The following is a 15,836-nucleotide window of genomic DNA, read 5'->3' as shown; positions in this document are numbered from 1 at the left end:
TCGCAGCCTGGCTCAAGCTGCCTTGGCGACGTCGACCTTGCGGAAGCGCACCAGCGAGAAATGACCCAGCGGCGGAATCAAACGGCGCTCGGCGAGCTCGATTCCCTCCGCGCCGGCGAGCCATTTGGCGTAGCGCGACCAGGCGAACTCGGCAGTGCGGAAGCCGAGCGGACGCACCACCGGCTGGAGCTTCTGCTCGATGAAGCGGCGCATGCCGGTGTCGGCGCTGACGCGGGTGAGAATGATCAGCTCGCCGCCCGGACGCAGCACGCGGGCGAATTCGTCGAGCGCGACTTCCGGATTCGGCACCGCGGTGACGACATATTGCGCCATCACGACGTCGAAGGAATTGTCGGGAAATTCGAGCTTCTCGGCGTCCATCACCGCGAGGCCCTCGACATTCTTCAGATTGCCCTCGGTGACGCGCTGGCGCGCCTTGTCGAGCATCGCTTCCGAAATATCGGTGCCGAAGATGCGCAGGTTCGGGGCATAGAGCGGCAGCGAGATGCCGGTGCCGACGCCGACCTCGAGCACACGACCACCGATCTTGTTGGTGGCCGCGATCGCGGCCTGACGGCCCTTCGCGAACACACCGCCGAACACGAGGTCGTAGACCGGCGCCCAGCGATCATAAGCCTGCTCGACCGTGCCACGAGTGAGGTCCAGCTGCTGGGTGCCGTCAAGGTTCATGATCTTAGCCATCGATGAGGTTCTCGCTGTGGGTCAAAGGAAGGATCAGCCGCGCACCGGCCGCCGCGCCATGACCGGCGATGCGCGCAGGATGCGGCTGGGCTGAAGCGACGTGAGGTTTCCGACGAACTGGCGCGCGCTGTTCTCCCAGGAACGCTCCAGCGCGAAGTTGCGGCAGGTCTCGCGCGACATGGTGATCGCGCGCAGGCTGGCGGCGCGCAGATCGTTGTCGATCGCGCCGATGGGATGATCCGCAATGACGTCCTTCGGGCCCGTCACCGGAAACGCCGCAACCGGCGTGCCGCAGGCGAGCGCTTCGAGTTGCACAACACCGAACGTGTCGGTGAGGCTGGGGAACACGAAGACGTCGGCGGCAGCGAGATGCGCGGTCAGATCCGCGCCCTTCTTTTCGCCGAGGAAGACGACCTCCGGATATTTCCTCTCAAGCGCCGCCTTCTGCGGACCGTCGCCGACAACGACCTTGGTGCCGGGCAGATCGAGCGCGAGGAACGCTTCGAGATTCTTCTCCACCGCGACGCGGCCCATGGTCATGAAGATCGGGCCCGGCAGATCGAGCCTTGCCGGAGCGCCCGGATGGAACAGCTCGGTGTTGACGCCGCGCCCCCAGAAGCCGAGCCGCTTGAAGCCGCGCCCGGAGAGCTCCTGCCGCAGCGACGGCGTCGCCACCATGGTCATGGCGGCGGCATCGTGGAAGTGGCGCAGCACGGCATAGCCGACGGCATCGGGAATGCCGGTCCGCACCGAGACGTATTCCGGAAAGCGCGTCGTGTAGGACGTGGTGAAGGCGAGGCCGTTGCGGCGGCAATAGGCGCGCGCGGCCCAGCCGATCGGGCCTTCGGTTGCGATATGCAGCGCTTCGGGCGCGGCCTTCTCGATCCGCCGCGCGATCTCCTTACCCGTCGGCAGCGCCACGCGCAGGCCCGGATAGGTCGGCAGCGGCCACGACCTGAAGCCATCGGGCGTCAGGAAGTCGATCTCGACATCGAGGGCTTTGGCGGCGGCCGCCAGCGAGGTCAGCGTCCGGACCACACCGTTGACCTGCGGATGCCAGGCGTCAGTCGCGATTAATACCCGCATGGGGAAATCCCGAGAGTTTGATGATTCTCGGCTTAGGACCATCAACCACGGATATTTCAGGCGTGTGACGTCACATAAGTGTCGGCGCGCTGTTTTGTTCGTTAACGGCTTCGCCGGGCCACGAAACTGTCATGAAACAATCCTTGCCGCGACGAAACCGTTTTCGGTTTTCCGAGCAAACGTCCCGAAACTTTTTGCCGCTAGTGAATTGGGCAACGGAGCACCGAAACGGTGCCGGGGTGACCAAGAAACACCACGCAAACAGGGGCGACCAATGTTCAATCTGGACACGTTCAAGACGTTCTCGCGCGCCGTTGCTGTCAGTGCAGTGGCTGTGACCGCAATCGCATTCGCCGGCCCGGCCAAGGCCGCGCCCGTGCAATTGTTTCCGTTCTTCCAGCCGCTGCCGGCGATGACCGGGCCGCAGCCGTACCAGCCCTATCAGGCGCCGACCGATCAGGCCGCGCCGCCCGAGGATCAGGACGCCGTCGAAATGCCGGCCCGCTTCCGCCGCCAGACCGTCAGCTACGCAACACGTGAAGCCCCGGGCACGATCATCATCGATACGCCCAACACCTATCTCTATTACGTGCTCGGCAATGGCCGGGCGGTCCGCTACGGCATCGGCGTCGGACGTGACGGGTTCACATGGTCCGGCACGCAGTCGGTGACCAAGAAGGCCGAGTGGCCGGACTGGACCCCGCCGCCTGAAATGATTCAGCGCCAGCCTTATCTGCCGCGCCACATGGCCGGCGGTCCCGGCAACCCGCTCGGCGCACGCGCGATGTATCTCGGCGGCACCGTCTACCGCATCCACGGCACCAACGCCCCCGAGACGATCGGCAAGCACGTCTCCTCCGGCTGCATCCGACTGACCAATGACGACGTCTCCGACCTCTACTCCCGCGTCAACGTCGGCACCAAGGTAATCGTGCTGCCGATGACCGAGCGGCGCGCGGAGCTTCGGTAGGCGAGACGGTCATACGCGAACGACATTACGAACGGCCCCGGCGAACCCGGGGCTGTTTTCGTTTGGCTTTGGCGATCGTAGCCATCCTTCGAGACGCCCGCCTTGGGCGGGCTCCTCAGGATGAGGGCGAAGTGTGCGGATACATGCTTGCAGCGAACATCGAATGCCAGTTAGCCTCATCCTGAGGAGACCGCGAAGCGGTCGTCTCGAAGGATGGGGCGGGCACGATGGCAGACGGCGCGTACCTCTACATTCTCAGATGTGCCGATGGCAGTTACTACATCGGCACGACGCGGACCGAGCTCGAAATCAGAGTCGCGCAACACAACGCTGGCACGTTTGCCGGCTACACAAAGTCGCGCAGGCCCGTGACGCTCGTCTTCGCGCAACGATTCGATCGGATCACCGACGCGATCGAATGCGAGCGCAAGCTCAAGAAATGGAGTCGCGCCAAGAAGGAGGCCTTCATGCGCGGTGATTTTGCCGAGCTCCAGGAATTGGCAAAGCGCGGATCTCATCATCCTTCGAGACGCCCGCCTACGGCGGGCCCTCAGGATGAGGTCTGAGTGTGCGGCTCGCTGGACGGCAGTTGAGCCTCATCCTGAGGAGCCGCGCCAGCGGCGTCTCGAAGGACGAGGCGGGCGCGGGACAGACCCTAGGCTTACTCCACCCTCAAGCGCCGTCCCGAGATCAGTCGCAGCCACGCGGCCGAGTGAAACGCGCTCATCAGCAGATACATCGGCACCATCCCGCCCAGCGACAGCCCGTGTCCGGCGGAGCAGAGCATGTCCGCCGAACCGCCGCCGAGCACGGCCGTCAGCACGGCCATGATCGCGAATGTCGGCGTGGCCGCAAGACCCAGCCATCGGGCGAGGTGGGATGCGGTCTCGCTGCGGTCACGGCTGGCGAGGGCGGGATGGACGTCGCTCACTGCGCGCCCGGCGTGCGGAGCGCGATCTCGCCGGCGTCCGACACCTCGACCCACTTCTTGTCGGGTGCCGCACCCACCTCGTAGCTGTCGTTCCAGTTCCACCATTTGTAGGTCGGGGTCTGCGGATAGCCGGCCGGCGAGTCCTCCCAGACCTCCTGGCGGCCGATCGGCGTGATATCGAGGTAGTTCCAGGTGCCGCCCATCTGCTCGTCGCCGCGGCTCTTGATCAGATAGGTGCGGAAGATGCGCTCGCCGTCGCGGTAGAACACGTTGGTGCCGTGCCACTCGCCGACGCCGAAATCGGCATCGAAACTGTCGGTGATGGTGACCCATGGGATGTTCCAGCCCATTCGCTGCTTCAGCCGCGCGATATCGGCCTGCGGCGCGCGCGAGGCGAACACCAACGTGGTGTCGCGGGCGTTCAGATGCGAGACATGGGCGACCTGGTCGGCCACCATGGAGCAGCCGCGGCAGGCATGATCGGGCCAACCGAACACGCCCGGCTCGAAGAAGGCCCGGTACAGGATCAACTGGCGCCGGCCCTGGAACAGATCGAGCAGACTGGCCTTGCCCGAGGGCGCCTCGAATGCGTAGGTTTTGTCGACTTCCATCCACGGCATGCGCCGGCGTTCGGCGGCGAGTGCATCGCGGGCGCGGGTATGCGCCTTTTCCTTCACGAGCAGTTGCTGACGGGCTGCCTCCCAGTCCTGCGGCGACACCACTGGCGGTGTTTGCATGGCGGGCTGTCCGTTAGTTCCTGCTTTCTCTGCTGATGTCATCATGGCTCTCCAAACCTCTCGCTCACCGCACATTGTCGGCCGTGAACGATTTCTGCCACCGGACGGTTGCGTGGTGGGAGTAACAAGTGTGGCGGGATTTTCATGGAGTCGCTGATCACGGCCGCGGCGCGTGCGCTCGAAGCCGGCGATCCGCTCGGCGCCCTGAACCGCGTGGCGTTGCGCAGCGATGCACCCTCGCTCGCGCTGCGCGGCATCGCGATGGCGCAGCTCGGCGATCTCGCGAAAGCCAAGACGTTGTTGCGAAGCGCCGCACGCGCCTTCGGTCCGCGAGAAGCGGTCGCGCGCGCCAGATGCGTGGTGGCCGAGGCCGAGATCGCGCTGGTCTTGCGCGACCTCAGCTGGCCGGCCAAGACTCTCGCAACGGCGCGGGCGACACTCGCAAGCCATGGCGATCTCGCCAATGCCGCGCATGCCGGCCATATCGAGGCCCGCCGTCTGCTCCTGCTCGGGCGCGTCGACGAGGCCGAGCGCACGCTGGCCGGGATCAGCGCCTCCCCGCTCCCGCCTGCATCCCAGGTCGTTCGCGAGCTCGTGGTCGCCGGCATCGCCATCAGGCGGCTGAAAACAAGAGATGCGCGCGCGGCGCTGAACCGCGCGGCCGGCGCAGCGCGGCAGTCAAATATCCCGGCGCTCGTGGCCGAGGTCGACAGCGCGAGCCACATCCTGAACACGCCGGCAGCGCGCCTGATCGCGCGCGGCAGCGAACACCCGCTGTTGCTCGGAGAGGTCGAAAGACTGGCGACCTCGGCAGCGCTCGTCGTCGACACCTTCCATCATGTCTTGCGCAGGCAAGGCGTTGCCGTGTCGTTGGGAACGCGGCCCGTGCTGTTCGCGCTCGCCCGGCTGCTGGCGCAGGCCTGGCCCGCGGATGTCTCGCGCGAGGCGTTGATATCGGGCGCGTTTCAGGCAAGGCACGTCGACGAGTCGCACCGCGCGCGATTGCGCGTCGAGATTGGGCGGCTCCGCACCCAGCTCAAACCGCTGGCCGACATCAGAGCGACGAAGCTGGGCTTTGAGCTGGCGCCGCGGAAGACGCGCGACGTCCTCGTGCTGGCGCGGCCGGTCGAGGAAAAGCACGCCGCCGTCCTCGCCATTCTCGCCGACGGCGAGCCGTGGTCGAGCTCGGCGCTCGCGCTCGCGCTTGGAATCAGCCCGCGCACGGTGCAGCGGGCCCTCGAAGAGCTGGCGAAATCGAACAAGGTGCAGTCGTTCGGACACGGAAGGGCGCGGCGCTGGATGACCCCGCCCGTTCCGGGTTTCCCGACAGGCTTGTTACTCCCCGGACCGCTCCTGAAGGCGTAGGTTGGTCGCATCACAGGGATCGAGCAGATGAAGCGTTCCGCCGCAGAGATTGTTACGGAGTACGGCCCTTTTCCGGGCGTCGAGGCCGTGCACGGCGTCACCTATGACGGCAGCCATGTCTGGTTCGCGTCCGGCGACAGGCTGAATGCGGTCGATCCGGCCAACGGCAGGATCGCGCGGTCGCTCGATGTCGCCGCACATGCGGGCACGGCGTTCGACGGTCGCCACCTGTTCCAGATCGCGGAAGATCGCATCCAGAAGATCGACGCGGCGACCGGCAAGGTGCTCACCACGATCCCCGCGCCCGGCGGCGGCGGTGATTCCGGATTGGCCTGGGCCGAAGGTTCACTCTGGGTCGGGCAATACCGGGAGCGCAAGATCCATCAGATTGATCCGGACACGGGGACGGTTCTCCGCACCATCGAGAGCAAGCGCTTCGTGACCGGGGTGACCTGGGTCGAGGGCGAGCTCTGGCACGGCACCTGGGAAGGCGAGGACAGCGACATCAGGCGGATCGATCCCAAGACGGGCAAGGTGCTGGAACAGCTCGACCTGCCCGCCGGGACGATGGTTTCAGGGTTGGAGTCCGACGGCGGTGATCGCCTGTTCTGTGGCGGCGGCGCCGCTGGCAAGGTGAGAGCTGTGCGCCGCCCCAGGCGCGGCTAGCCGCGATGACAGCCTGAACAGACGGACACGCCACGGCCGCAGCCGTTAACCCATTTGCCGCAATTCCACCCCATCGGTGCGCTCTAGCGCCCCTCTCGCCTGCCCTATAAACTCCGGCCCGGGCAGCCTGGGGGATCGATGCGTCTGACGTTGAACTTGAAGACTGTCCTGATTGCCGTCGCGGTGCTCGTGGCGTCGTTTTTCATCAGCCTGAAGGCGATGGACTGGCTGTCGCCGCGCGCGACCAATCCCGCGCCGCCGGTCGCGCAACTGCCGCCGCTGCCGCCGGTGTCCAAGAGCTCGATCGTGGTGGCGCCGGTGGCGATCGCGCTGTCGGCGATCCGGGACCAGGCCGAGAAGGCCTCGCCGCGCAATTTCGCCGGCAAGGCCGAGAACCCGATCTCGCAGATCTTGCAGGACGCCGATATCGGCTGGACCGCCGTCCGCGGACCGATGTCGGCGACCGGTGACAAGGACGTGCTGACGCTGTCGACGCCGATCAGCGGCAAGCTGAACGTGACGGGATCGCTGTCGGCGAAAGCCACCGGCGCGCTCGGCGATGCGCTCGGCAGCGTGCTCGGCGGCGACGCGGCGAAGCGGATCGGCGCAGTCAACATCAAGAATTTGAACGCCAGCGCCGAGATCAAGGGCAATGTCGTCGTCACCTCGCGGCCAAAACTAGCGGCCGCCTGGCATCTCGAGCCGAATTTGGGCGCGCAGGTCAATCTCGGCGACACCAACCTCAACGTCGCCGGCGCCAAAGTCAACGTGCCCGCGCAGGTGAAGCCGCTGATCGACAAGACGGTCGGCGATCAGCTCAACGTCGTCTCGGAGCGCATCCGCAACGACCCCAGCCTGCGCGAAAACGCGAAGGTGCAATGGGCCAAGGCCTGCCGCTCGATCCCGCTGCAAGGTGGCGGTTCCTCGGCTGCGCTGCCGCCGCTCTGGCTCGAGATGAAGCCGACCCGCGCCATCGCAGCGCAGCCGCGCGTCGACGCGCAGAACGTGACGCTGCTGCTCGGCCTCGAAGCCGAGACGCGCGTGACGTCGACGCAGACCAAGCCGGACTGCCCGTTCCCCGACAAGATCTCGATCGTCCCGCCGACCGGCACCGGCGTGAACATCGGCATTCCCATCGACGTGCCCTTCACCGAGATCAACAAGCTGATCGCAGCACAGATGGTCGGCCACACCTATCCCGAGGATGGCTCCGGTCCGGTCGAGGTCACGGTGAAGAACGTCAACGTCGTTCCCTCCGGTGAGCGGCTTCTGATCTCGCTTTTGGTGCGCGCCAAGGAGAAGAAGAGCTGGCTCGGGCTTGGCGCCGAGGCGACCGTGCACATCTGGGGCCGGCCGATGCTCGATCAGGCGCAGCAGACGCTGCGGCTCGCCGACATCCAGCTCGCGGTGGAGTCCGAGGCCGCCTTCGGCCTGCTCGGTGCGGCCGCCCGCGCGGTGGTGCCGCAGATGCAGCAGGCGCTGGTGCAGAAGGCGACGCTCGATCTCAAACCGATCGCCGCCAACGCGCGCGAGAAGATCGCAGGCGTCATTGCCGACTTTCAGAAGAGCGAGGACGGCGTCAAGGTCGAGGCCAATATCAGCAGCCTCACGCTGGCCGACATCGCCTTCGATTCCAAGACACTGCGCGTGGTCGCCGAAGCCGGCGGTACACTCAACGTCTACGTGACGAAGCTGTCGGGGATGTAGTGCATCTTCGCGCGCCTGCCCCGTGCGCGCCACTGGCATTCTCATCGGAGGGTGCTAAGCTGTTTCTCGCAACCTCGAGCGAGGGTGCTGACGGAATCGTAGGGGACACGCGAGGATAACATGGAAGCCGGCATGGTCACGCCTGCGCCGGCACTGGTGCGCTTTTCCGGCATTCAGAAGACTTATGATGGCGAGCATCTCGTGGTGAAGAACCTCGATCTCGACATCAGGAAGGGCGAGTTCATCACCCTGCTCGGCCCCTCGGGCTCGGGCAAGACGACCACGCTGATGATGCTGGCTGGCTTCGAGGTTCCGACCCAGGGCGAAATCTACCTCGCGGAACGGCCGATCAAGCACATGCCGCCGCACAAGCGCGACATCGGCATGGTGTTCCAGAACTATGCCCTGTTTCCGCACCTGACGATCGCGGAGAACGTCGCCTTTCCGCTCTCTGTGCGCAAAATCAACAAGGCGGACGTGCAGGAGCGCGTCAAAGCGGCGCTGCGCATGATCAAGATGGAAACCCTGGCGCAGCGGCGGCCCGGGCAACTGTCCGGCGGTCAGCAGCAGCGCGTGGCGCTGGCCCGCGCCCTGGTCTTCAACCCGCAGCTCGTGCTGATGGACGAGCCTCTGGGTGCGCTGGACAAACGTCTGCGAGAGCAGATGCAATTGGAGATCAAGCAACTGCACGAGACGATGGGCATTACCGTCGTCTATGTCACCCACGACCAGAGCGAAGCGCTCACCATGTCGGACCGCATCGCCGTGTTCAACGACGGCATCGTGCAGCAGATCGACAGGCCCGACGCGCTGTATGAGCATCCGGTCAACAGTTTCGTCGCCAACTTCGTCGGCGAGAACAACGTGCTTGCCGGCACCGTCGAGACGATCGACAAGCAATATTGCCGCGTCGCGCTGGCTGGTGGCGGCGCCGTGACCGCGCGAGCGGTCAATGTCTCAGGCGCGGGCGCGTCGACCTCGCTCTCAGTGCGGCCGGAGCGGATCGACATTGTTCCGGATGGCGGCTCCAGCGAGGGGCCGAACCGCCTGCCGGCCAAAGTGCAGAACACCATCTATCTCGGCGACCATGCGCTGGCCGTGCTCGATGTCTCAGGGAACGCCGAGTTCATGGTCAAGCTTCAGCCGGGAGCGCATGAAAGCCTCGCACACGGTGAAAGCGTGTTCATCACATTCCGCCCCGAGGACTGTCTGGCCCTCGATCCCGTCTGATCCAAGTTCGATGCAAGCAGACCTGCATCGATCAACTTCAACGCAACTCACATGAAGAAGGAATAAAGACCATGCTGAAGCGCAACATTGCACTGGGTTTCGCCGCGGCGTTCAGCGCCAGCGCTGCACTGGCCACGGTTGCGCATGCGCGTGACCTCACCGTCGTGTCGTGGGGCGGCGCGTATCAGGACGCGCAAAAGAAGGTCTATTTCGAGCCGTTCAAGAAGGCAGCCGGCATTCCGATGAACGACGAGTCCTGGGACGGCGGCGTCGGCGTATTGCGCGCCAAGGTGCAGGGTGGCGCCGCCACCTGGGACCTCGTCCAGGTCGAGAGCGACGAACTCGCGGTCGGCTGCGAGGAAGGCCTGTTCGAGAAGCTGGACTATTCCAAAATTGGAGGCGAGGCCGCCTACATACCGCCGTCGGTCAATCCCTGCGGCGTTGGCGCCATCCTCTATGATTTCGTGCTCGGCTACGACAAGGACAAGCTGAAGGACGCGCCCAAAGGCTGGGCCGACTTCTTCGACACCAAGAAGATTCCAGGCAAGCGCGGCTTGCGTCAGGGCCCGAAGACCACGCTCGAGATCGCGCTCATGGCCGACGGCGTCGCACCAAAGGACGTCTACAAGGTGCTGGCGACCGACGAGGGCGTCGAGCGCGCATTCAAGAAGCTCGACACGATCAAGAGCGACATCGTCTGGTGGAAGGCGGGCGCTCAGCCGCCGCAATTGCTCGCCTCCGGCGAGGTGGCGATGACCTCGGTCTACAATGGCCGCATCGACACCGCGAACAAGAACGAGAAGAAGAATTTCGGCATGGTGTGGGACGGGGCGCTCTTCACCCTCGACAGCTGGGTCATCCTGAAGGGCAGCCCGAACAAGGACGCGGCCTACAAGTTCCTGGACTTCGCAGGCAAGGCTGAGAACCAGTCAAAACTGTCGGAGAATATTGCCTATGGCACCACGAACAAGGACGCAGCCGCCAAGCTGCAGCCCGCCGTTCTCAAGGACCTGCCGACGGCGCCCGACAACATCAAGAACGCAGTCGAGATCAACGTTGCGTTCTGGCTCGAGAACATCGACCGCCTGACCGAGCGCTTCAACAAATGGGCCGCGAAATAGCGCGCGACTGAACCGGCGTGCGGCGCAGGCGAAACGTGGCGGATAGCTCGCCCGCGGCGCATCCTTCGAGACGCCCGCCTACGGCGGGCCCTCAGGATGAGGTCTGACTCTGTGGCAGCGACTTTACAGGCACTGATGTCGATGAGCCTCATCCTGAGGAGACCGCGAAGCGGTCGTCTCGAAGGACGAGGCGCGCGCTCAGGCCGCGGGTCAAAGAGGCTCTCCTCATGACAGCAGCGTCCCTGACAGGCGCCAATGCGTCAACCGAAGTGCCGCTCAAGCGCCGCCTGAAGCGTGCGGAACGCGCGCGCCAGATGAAAGCGCTGGCTCTGGTTCTGCCGCTTCTGCTGTTTCTGCTCTTCACTTTCGCAGGCCCGATCGCCGGCATGTTGTGGCGCGCTGTCGATGACCGCGAGGTGCGTCGGGTTCTGCCTCAAACCATCGCTGCTCTCGCCGATTGGGACGGCAAGGACCTGCCGGACGAAAAGACCTATTCGGCGCTGGCAAGCGACATCGCGGCGGCGCGCGCTTCCGGCACCATCGCCATCGCGGCCAAACGGCTCAACTATGCACAGAACGGATTCCGCACCATCCTGACCAGCACGGCACGCAATCTGAAGGCGGCGCCGGAGCCCGGCACGGCCAGGGATGCACTGGGCAAGATCAACCCAGCCTGGCGCGAACGCGCCACCTGGACGACGATCAAGGATGCCGGTGGCCCGGTGACCGGATTCTACCTTCTGGCGGCGCTCGACCTGACACGGAACGCGGACGGCGCGATCGTCGCGGCCCCGCCGGATCAGGCCATCTACCGCGAAGTTTTCGCCCGCACATTCCTCATCAGCTTCAGCGTCACGATACTCTGCCTGTTCCTTGGCTTCCCGGTCGCATACCTGCTGGCGACGCTGCCGCCGGGCCGGTCGAACCTGCTGATGATCTTCGTGCTGCTGCCGTTCTGGACCTCGCTTCTGGTCCGCACCTGCGCATGGATCGTGCTGCTGCAGAGCAAAGGCGTCGTGAACGACAGCCTGCACTGGCTTGGCATCATCGACGAGCCGTTGCGCCTGATCTACAACCGCTTCGGTGTCTGCGTGGCCATGACCCACGTTCTCCTGCCGTTCATGATCCTGCCGCTCTACAGCAGCATGAAGGCGATCTCGCCTGCCTACATGCGCGCCGCCGCCTCGCTCGGCGCGCCGCCCCTCACCGCCTTCATGCGGATCTACCTGCCGCAAACCCTGCCCGGCATCGGCGCGGGGAGCCTGCTCGTCTTCATCCTGGCGCTCGGCTACTACATCACACCGGCATTGGTAGGGGGCGCCGCCGATCAGATGATCAGCTACTTCATCGCGCTCTACACGACCGAGACCGCCAATTGGGGCCTTGCCTCTGCGCTGGGGGCTGTGCTGCTGCTGGCCACTGTCCTGCTCGCTCTCGTCTACGGCAAGCTGGTGCAGGGCCAGCAGGTCACGGGAGGCATGAAGAATTGAGCGATCATTCTTCCCTGCGCACGCCCAGCCAGCGCATCGCGTGGACCGCGACCATCGTCATCTCCACGCTGGTGTTCGTCTTCCTGATCGCGCCGATTCTTGCGATCATGCCCCTGTCCTTCAGCTCGGGCTCCTACCTGACCTATCCGCTGCCGGGCCTCTCCTTGCGCTGGTACGACGACTTCATCAGTTCGCCGCGCTGGATGAATTCGCTGAAGAACAGCATGATCATCGGCGTCGCCTCGACCGCGCTGTCGATGGTGCTTGGCACGCTGGCAGCACTCGGGCTCGCGCAGTGGAAGAGCCGGTTCAAACCGCTGGTGCTGGCTTTCGTGCTGTCGCCGGTCGTCGTGCCCGGTGTCATCACCGCGGTCGGTCTGTATTTCTTCTTCGCGCCGATTGGACTGACCGGCAGCTATCTCGGCTTGATCCTGGCTCACACCGCGCTGGCGACGCCCTTCGTGGTGATCACGGTCGGCGCGACGCTGCAAAGCTTCGACACCAATCTGGCACGCGCCGCCGCCTCACTCGGCGCATCGCCGCTTCAAGCCTTCCGCCGCGTGATCTTGCCGCTGATCCTGCCCGGCGTGGCGTCCGGTGCGCTGTTCGCCTTCGCGACCAGCTTCGACGAGGTGGTGATCGTGCTGTTCATGGCAGGCCCCGAGCAGCGCACCCTGCCACGCGAGATGTTCAGTGGCATCCGCGAGAACATCAGCCCGACCATCACCGCAGCCGCGGTGATCCTGACAACGGTCTCAGTCATCCTCCTCGCCACCCTGGAAGTCCTGCGCCGGCGCAATGAACGGCTCAAGGGCAGCAGCGCCTGAGCGGGGGTTCTTCTTCCTTCTCCCCTTGCGGGAGAAGGTGGCGCGAAGCGCCGGATGAGGGGTTCTCTCCGTTCGCAAGAGTGTCCGTGAGGATAGAACCCTCACCCGTCTCGCCGCTTCGCGACGAGCCACCCTCTCCCGCAAGGGGCGAGGGCAAGAACACCGCCACCCCCTACTTATTTCCCACTTCTCCTCACGCCTCCCTGGCTTTGCCCCCAGGACGGTTTGTCGCTAGAACAGTCCCCGCAACAAAGCCCAAACAACAAGGCTGAGGGAGAGAACGATATGCAGAAACTCATCGCCGCCGTCGCGGCCAGCTTCGCCATCGCCGCAACCTGCGGTGCGGCGCAGGCGCAGATTTCCGACAGCGTCGTCAAGCTCGGCGTGCTCACGGACATGTCGAGCCTTTATGCCGACGCCACAGGCAAGGGCTCGCTGGCCGCTGTCGAGATGGCCGTCGCCGATTACGGCGGCAAGGTCGCGGGCGTTCCGATCCAGATCGTTTCCGCCGACCACCAGAACAAGCCCGACGTCGGCGTCAATATCGCCCGCAACTGGTACGACAACGAGAAGGTGGACGCGGTCCTCGATGTGCCGACGTCATCTGTCGCGCTGCCGATCTCGGCGCTGACGCGCGAGAAGAACAAGATCAACATCAATTCCGGCGGCGGCTCCTCCGACATCACGGGCGTCGCCTGCTCGCCCAACACGGTGCACTGGACCTACGACACCTATGCGCTGTCGAACGTCGCCGGCAAGGCGATGGTGAAGCGCGGCGAGGACACCTGGTTCTTCATCACCGCGGACTACGCCTTCGGACAGGCGCTCGAGCGCGACGCTGCCAACGTCGTCAAGGAGAGCGGCGGCAAGGTGCTCGGCGACGTCCGCCATCCGCTGAACTCGTCGGACTTCTCCTCCTTCCTGCTTCAGGCGCAGGCTTCCAAGGCCAAGGTGGTCGCGCTGGCCAATGCCGGCGGTGACACCACCAATGCGCTGAAGCAGGCGGCCGAGTTCGGACTCGTTCAGGGCGGCCAGAAGATGATCGCCCTGCTCATGGAGATCACCGACGTTCATTCGCTCGGCATCAAGGCGACACAAGGCCTGATCATCACCGACGCCTTCTACTGGGACACGAACGACGAGACGCGGGCCTTCTCCAAGCGTTTCAACGAGAAGGTCGGCCACATGCCGACCATGATCCAGGCCGGGCTTTATTCCGCAACAATGCACTATCTGAAGGCGATCGAGGCCATCAAGACCGACGAAGCGCCGAAGGTAATGGAGCAGATGCGCAAGACGCCGATCAACGACTTCTTCGCCAAGAACGGCAAGATCCGCATCGACGGCCGCATGGTCCACGACATGTATCTGTTCGAGGTGAAGAAGCCGGAAGAGTCCAAGGGCGAGTGGGACCTCTACAAGCTGATCGCCACCGTGCCCGGCGACGAAGCCTTCCGCCCGCTCGACAAGGGCGGCTGCCCGCTGGTGAAGTGAGCCTGAATTCATCCTCCGTCATTCCGGGTGGCTCCTCGCAATGACGGAAAGTGAAAACACGAGAGCGCGCCCGGTGAAAACCGGGCGCGCTTCGTTTAGGACATCACGCGATGCGCATTACTCCGAGTACTTGAACTCGGGCATGCTCTTCAGCTGATCCTTGGTGGCGTTGAACACGGCGTGGTCCGGATACCATTTGGATGAGGACGACGTCGCGGTGTTGGTGGTCGTCGTGGTTGTCGTGGTCTTCTCGGTGCCGGTCGCAGCACCTGTCGTCGTGGTCGCGGCGGGCTTGGTGCCGGTGCCGGTGTAAGCCACCGCCTCGTTGACGAATTTCAGCTTCTCAAACGGCACCGCGACGAGATGCTCGCCCATGCCGAGGAAGCCGCCGACGCCGATGACCGCGATCTTCACGGCGCCGCTCTTGTCCATCAGCAGGTCGTTGATCGAGCCGATGTTTTCGTTGGCGTCGTTGTAGATCTTCAAGCCGGCCATTTTGGACGCGCGCCACTCGCCCGACGCGGTCGTGGTTGTCGTCGTCGCGGTGGTGGCCGCGGTTGGCGACTTGTCGGTAGTGGTGGTCGGGTTTTGCGCAAACGCAACGGTCGCAAGCAGGGCGGTGCCGGCAAGACCGGCGGCGATTGATTTCATCAACATTGTTGTCCTCTCCTTCAGCAGAAAACTTGTGCGGAGAGAACATCCACGATCACCCGCAGTTCCTGTGCTGCGGCAATTTCGTCGCGCCATTTCGGCGCTGCGTTGCGAGAAAGTTCCTGCGTTACACAGCAACGTTGTGCGGTTCCCCGCCGACGATCACGCGCCCTGGGTGAAGCATGATCGCGGCGAGGAACGCGCCAACCCGCGTCGCACAGGTCAGCTCTGATAGTCGATCAGAAGCGCGGAGATGTCCGTGCTGCTCGCCGAGCTCGCCGTGCCGCTCGCGCTGTAGGATGAGCTCGCCGAGGACTGCGATTGCTGCAGCGCCTGGAGGAACTGCTCGAGGATCTTCGCCGTGCTGCTATCGGTCGAGCTGCTGCTCGTCGAATCCGTGGACGACGAATCCGAAGAGCCGTCATCCGAGGGCGGCGGACCGGGCGGCGGGCCGCCTGCACCATGCGCGCCGCCGGGACCGCCGGGCCCCTTGCCGAAGGCGGACTGAAACACGCCCTTCAGCTCGTCGGCCTGATCCGACGTCAGCGTCCCGTTCGAGACCTCGCTGGAGATGAGATCGTCGATCTTCGACTTCAGACCGTCCTTGGACGGCGTGGTGCCGCTGGACTGGTCGCTGGACTTGCTCTGCTGGAGCGACGTGTCGATGTCCTGCAGGGCGGTGGTGAGGGCGGACTGGTCCGACGACGAAATCGTGCCGTCCGAGACTTCCGATTGCAATTCCTGCTGCAGCTTTTGCAGCGGAGACTGGTAGGTGCCGGCGGAGGCCGCCGAAATCGAGGTCATGATGGCTCCGTGGTTTTTGCGGGGTTTCTTGCTTGATCACGCCACGGTATGGTTA

General features: G+C 64.7%; 16 protein-coding genes. 10 read left to right on the top strand and 6 right to left on the bottom strand.

Going from position 1 to position 15,836, the window contains the following annotated elements:
* Positions 1-12: 12 nt before the first annotated feature.
* Positions 13-702: a class I SAM-dependent methyltransferase gene (locus ABIA96_RS13095; protein ID WP_354137462.1), complete on the bottom strand. Its 690-nt coding sequence runs from the start codon at positions 700-702 to the stop codon at positions 13-15.
* A gap of 33 nt (positions 703-735) precedes the next feature.
* Positions 736-1,788 (bottom strand): glycosyltransferase family 4 protein, encoded by a 1,053-nt coding sequence (locus ABIA96_RS13090; RefSeq protein WP_354137461.1) that lies wholly within the window; start codon positions 1,786-1,788, stop codon positions 736-738.
* A gap of 274 nt (positions 1,789-2,062) precedes the next feature.
* Between ABIA96_RS13090 and ABIA96_RS13085 the strand changes: the two genes are divergently transcribed.
* A complete protein-coding gene (locus ABIA96_RS13085) occupies positions 2,063-2,758 on the top strand; it encodes a L,D-transpeptidase (protein ID WP_354137460.1) in 696 nt (231 codons plus the stop codon).
* Between the two features lie 227 nt (positions 2,759-2,985).
* Complete coding sequence (locus tag ABIA96_RS13080; RefSeq protein WP_354137459.1) at positions 2,986-3,324, top strand: GIY-YIG nuclease family protein; 339 nt, start codon at positions 2,986-2,988, stop codon at positions 3,322-3,324.
* 95 nt (positions 3,325-3,419) lie between these two features.
* Here ABIA96_RS13080 and ABIA96_RS13075 read toward each other — a convergent pair whose 3' ends face one another.
* Positions 3,420-3,689, bottom strand: a complete 270-nt coding sequence (locus ABIA96_RS13075) for a hypothetical protein (RefSeq protein WP_354137458.1) — start codon at positions 3,687-3,689, stop codon at positions 3,420-3,422.
* Positions 3,686-4,471, bottom strand: a complete 786-nt coding sequence (locus tag ABIA96_RS13070) for a DUF899 domain-containing protein (RefSeq protein WP_354137457.1) — start codon at positions 4,469-4,471, stop codon at positions 3,686-3,688. Before ABIA96_RS13070 ends, ABIA96_RS13075 begins: the two co-directional genes overlap by 4 nt.
* 99 nt (positions 4,472-4,570) lie before the next feature.
* Between ABIA96_RS13070 and ABIA96_RS13065 the strand changes: the two genes are divergently transcribed.
* The 8 genes from ABIA96_RS13065 to ABIA96_RS13030 all read left to right on the top strand — a co-directional run bounded on the left by ABIA96_RS13065 (position 4,571) and on the right by ABIA96_RS13030 (position 14,326).
* Positions 4,571-5,791 (top strand): winged helix-turn-helix domain-containing protein, encoded by a 1,221-nt coding sequence (locus tag ABIA96_RS13065; protein ID WP_354137456.1) that lies wholly within the window; start codon positions 4,571-4,573, stop codon positions 5,789-5,791.
* Positions 5,792-5,818: 27 nt separating this feature from the next.
* The gene (locus ABIA96_RS13060) at positions 5,819-6,457 is read left to right on the top strand and encodes a Vgb family protein (protein WP_354137455.1); all 639 of its coding nucleotides are present in this window, start codon (positions 5,819-5,821) and stop codon (positions 6,455-6,457) included.
* A gap of 138 nt (positions 6,458-6,595) precedes the next feature.
* Entirely contained in the window at positions 6,596-8,164 is a 1,569-nt protein-coding gene (locus tag ABIA96_RS13055; protein WP_354137454.1) for a DUF4403 family protein, read from the top strand.
* Positions 8,165-8,284: 120 nt separating this feature from the next.
* Positions 8,285-9,394 (top strand): ABC transporter ATP-binding protein, encoded by a 1,110-nt coding sequence (locus tag ABIA96_RS13050; protein ID WP_354137453.1) that lies wholly within the window; start codon positions 8,285-8,287, stop codon positions 9,392-9,394.
* 71 nt (positions 9,395-9,465) lie between these two features.
* Entirely contained in the window at positions 9,466-10,515 is a 1,050-nt protein-coding gene (locus ABIA96_RS13045; protein WP_354137452.1) for an ABC transporter substrate-binding protein, read from the top strand.
* A gap of 227 nt (positions 10,516-10,742) precedes the next feature.
* Positions 10,743-12,005, top strand: coding sequence for an ABC transporter permease (locus ABIA96_RS13040; RefSeq protein WP_354137451.1), 1,263 nt, complete (start codon positions 10,743-10,745; stop codon positions 12,003-12,005).
* Positions 12,002-12,832 (top strand): ABC transporter permease, encoded by an 831-nt coding sequence (locus tag ABIA96_RS13035; protein WP_354137450.1) that lies wholly within the window; start codon positions 12,002-12,004, stop codon positions 12,830-12,832. Before ABIA96_RS13040 ends, ABIA96_RS13035 begins: the two co-directional genes overlap by 4 nt.
* A 285-nt stretch (positions 12,833-13,117) precedes the next feature.
* Complete coding sequence (locus tag ABIA96_RS13030) at positions 13,118-14,326, top strand: ABC transporter substrate-binding protein (RefSeq protein ID WP_354137449.1); 1,209 nt, start codon at positions 13,118-13,120, stop codon at positions 14,324-14,326.
* Between the two features lie 117 nt (positions 14,327-14,443).
* Here the strand turns inward: ABIA96_RS13030 and ABIA96_RS13025 are convergent, their stop codons facing one another.
* Both ABIA96_RS13025 and ABIA96_RS13020 read right to left on the bottom strand, forming a co-directional pair.
* Positions 14,444-14,983, bottom strand: coding sequence for a PRC-barrel domain-containing protein (locus ABIA96_RS13025; protein WP_354137448.1), 540 nt, complete (start codon positions 14,981-14,983; stop codon positions 14,444-14,446).
* Positions 14,984-15,199: 216 nt separating this feature from the next.
* Complete coding sequence (locus ABIA96_RS13020; RefSeq protein WP_354137447.1) at positions 15,200-15,781, bottom strand: hypothetical protein; 582 nt, start codon at positions 15,779-15,781, stop codon at positions 15,200-15,202.
* Positions 15,782-15,836 lie beyond the last annotated feature (55 nt).

Origin of the sequence: Bradyrhizobium sp. LB11.1 (genome assembly GCF_040549385.1) — a bacterium.
Taxonomy (GTDB): Bacteria; Pseudomonadota; Alphaproteobacteria; order Rhizobiales; family Xanthobacteraceae; genus Bradyrhizobium.
This window is presented reverse-complemented; position numbering and strand designations above follow the sequence as displayed.

Bases quoted from the DNA above. Each gene is read 5' to 3' on its own strand.
- ABIA96_RS13030 (WP_354137449.1), top strand. From the start codon at position 13,118: ATGCAGAAACTCATCGCCGCCGTCGCGGCCAGCTTCGCCATCGCCGCA.
- ABIA96_RS13090 (WP_354137461.1), bottom strand. From the start codon at position 1,788: ATGCGGGTATTAATCGCGACTGACGCCTGGCATCCGCAGGTCAACGGT.
- ABIA96_RS13020 (WP_354137447.1), bottom strand. From the start codon at position 15,781: ATGACCTCGATTTCGGCGGCCTCCGCCGGCACCTACCAGTCTCCGCTG.
- ABIA96_RS13095 (WP_354137462.1), bottom strand. From the start codon at position 702: ATGGCTAAGATCATGAACCTTGACGGCACCCAGCAGCTGGACCTCACT.
- ABIA96_RS13050 (WP_354137453.1), top strand. From the start codon at position 8,285: ATGGAAGCCGGCATGGTCACGCCTGCGCCGGCACTGGTGCGCTTTTCC.
- ABIA96_RS13045 (WP_354137452.1), top strand. From the start codon at position 9,466: ATGCTGAAGCGCAACATTGCACTGGGTTTCGCCGCGGCGTTCAGCGCC.
- ABIA96_RS13080 (WP_354137459.1), top strand. From the start codon at position 2,986: ATGGCAGACGGCGCGTACCTCTACATTCTCAGATGTGCCGATGGCAGT.
- ABIA96_RS13025 (WP_354137448.1), bottom strand. From the start codon at position 14,983: ATGTTGATGAAATCAATCGCCGCCGGTCTTGCCGGCACCGCCCTGCTT.
- ABIA96_RS13070 (WP_354137457.1), bottom strand. From the start codon at position 4,471: ATGATGACATCAGCAGAGAAAGCAGGAACTAACGGACAGCCCGCCATG.
- ABIA96_RS13060 (WP_354137455.1), top strand. From the start codon at position 5,819: ATGAAGCGTTCCGCCGCAGAGATTGTTACGGAGTACGGCCCTTTTCCG.
- ABIA96_RS13085 (WP_354137460.1), top strand. From the start codon at position 2,063: ATGTTCAATCTGGACACGTTCAAGACGTTCTCGCGCGCCGTTGCTGTC.
- ABIA96_RS13040 (WP_354137451.1), top strand. From the start codon at position 10,743: ATGACAGCAGCGTCCCTGACAGGCGCCAATGCGTCAACCGAAGTGCCG.
- ABIA96_RS13055 (WP_354137454.1), top strand. From the start codon at position 6,596: ATGCGTCTGACGTTGAACTTGAAGACTGTCCTGATTGCCGTCGCGGTG.
- ABIA96_RS13065 (WP_354137456.1), top strand. From the start codon at position 4,571: ATGGAGTCGCTGATCACGGCCGCGGCGCGTGCGCTCGAAGCCGGCGAT.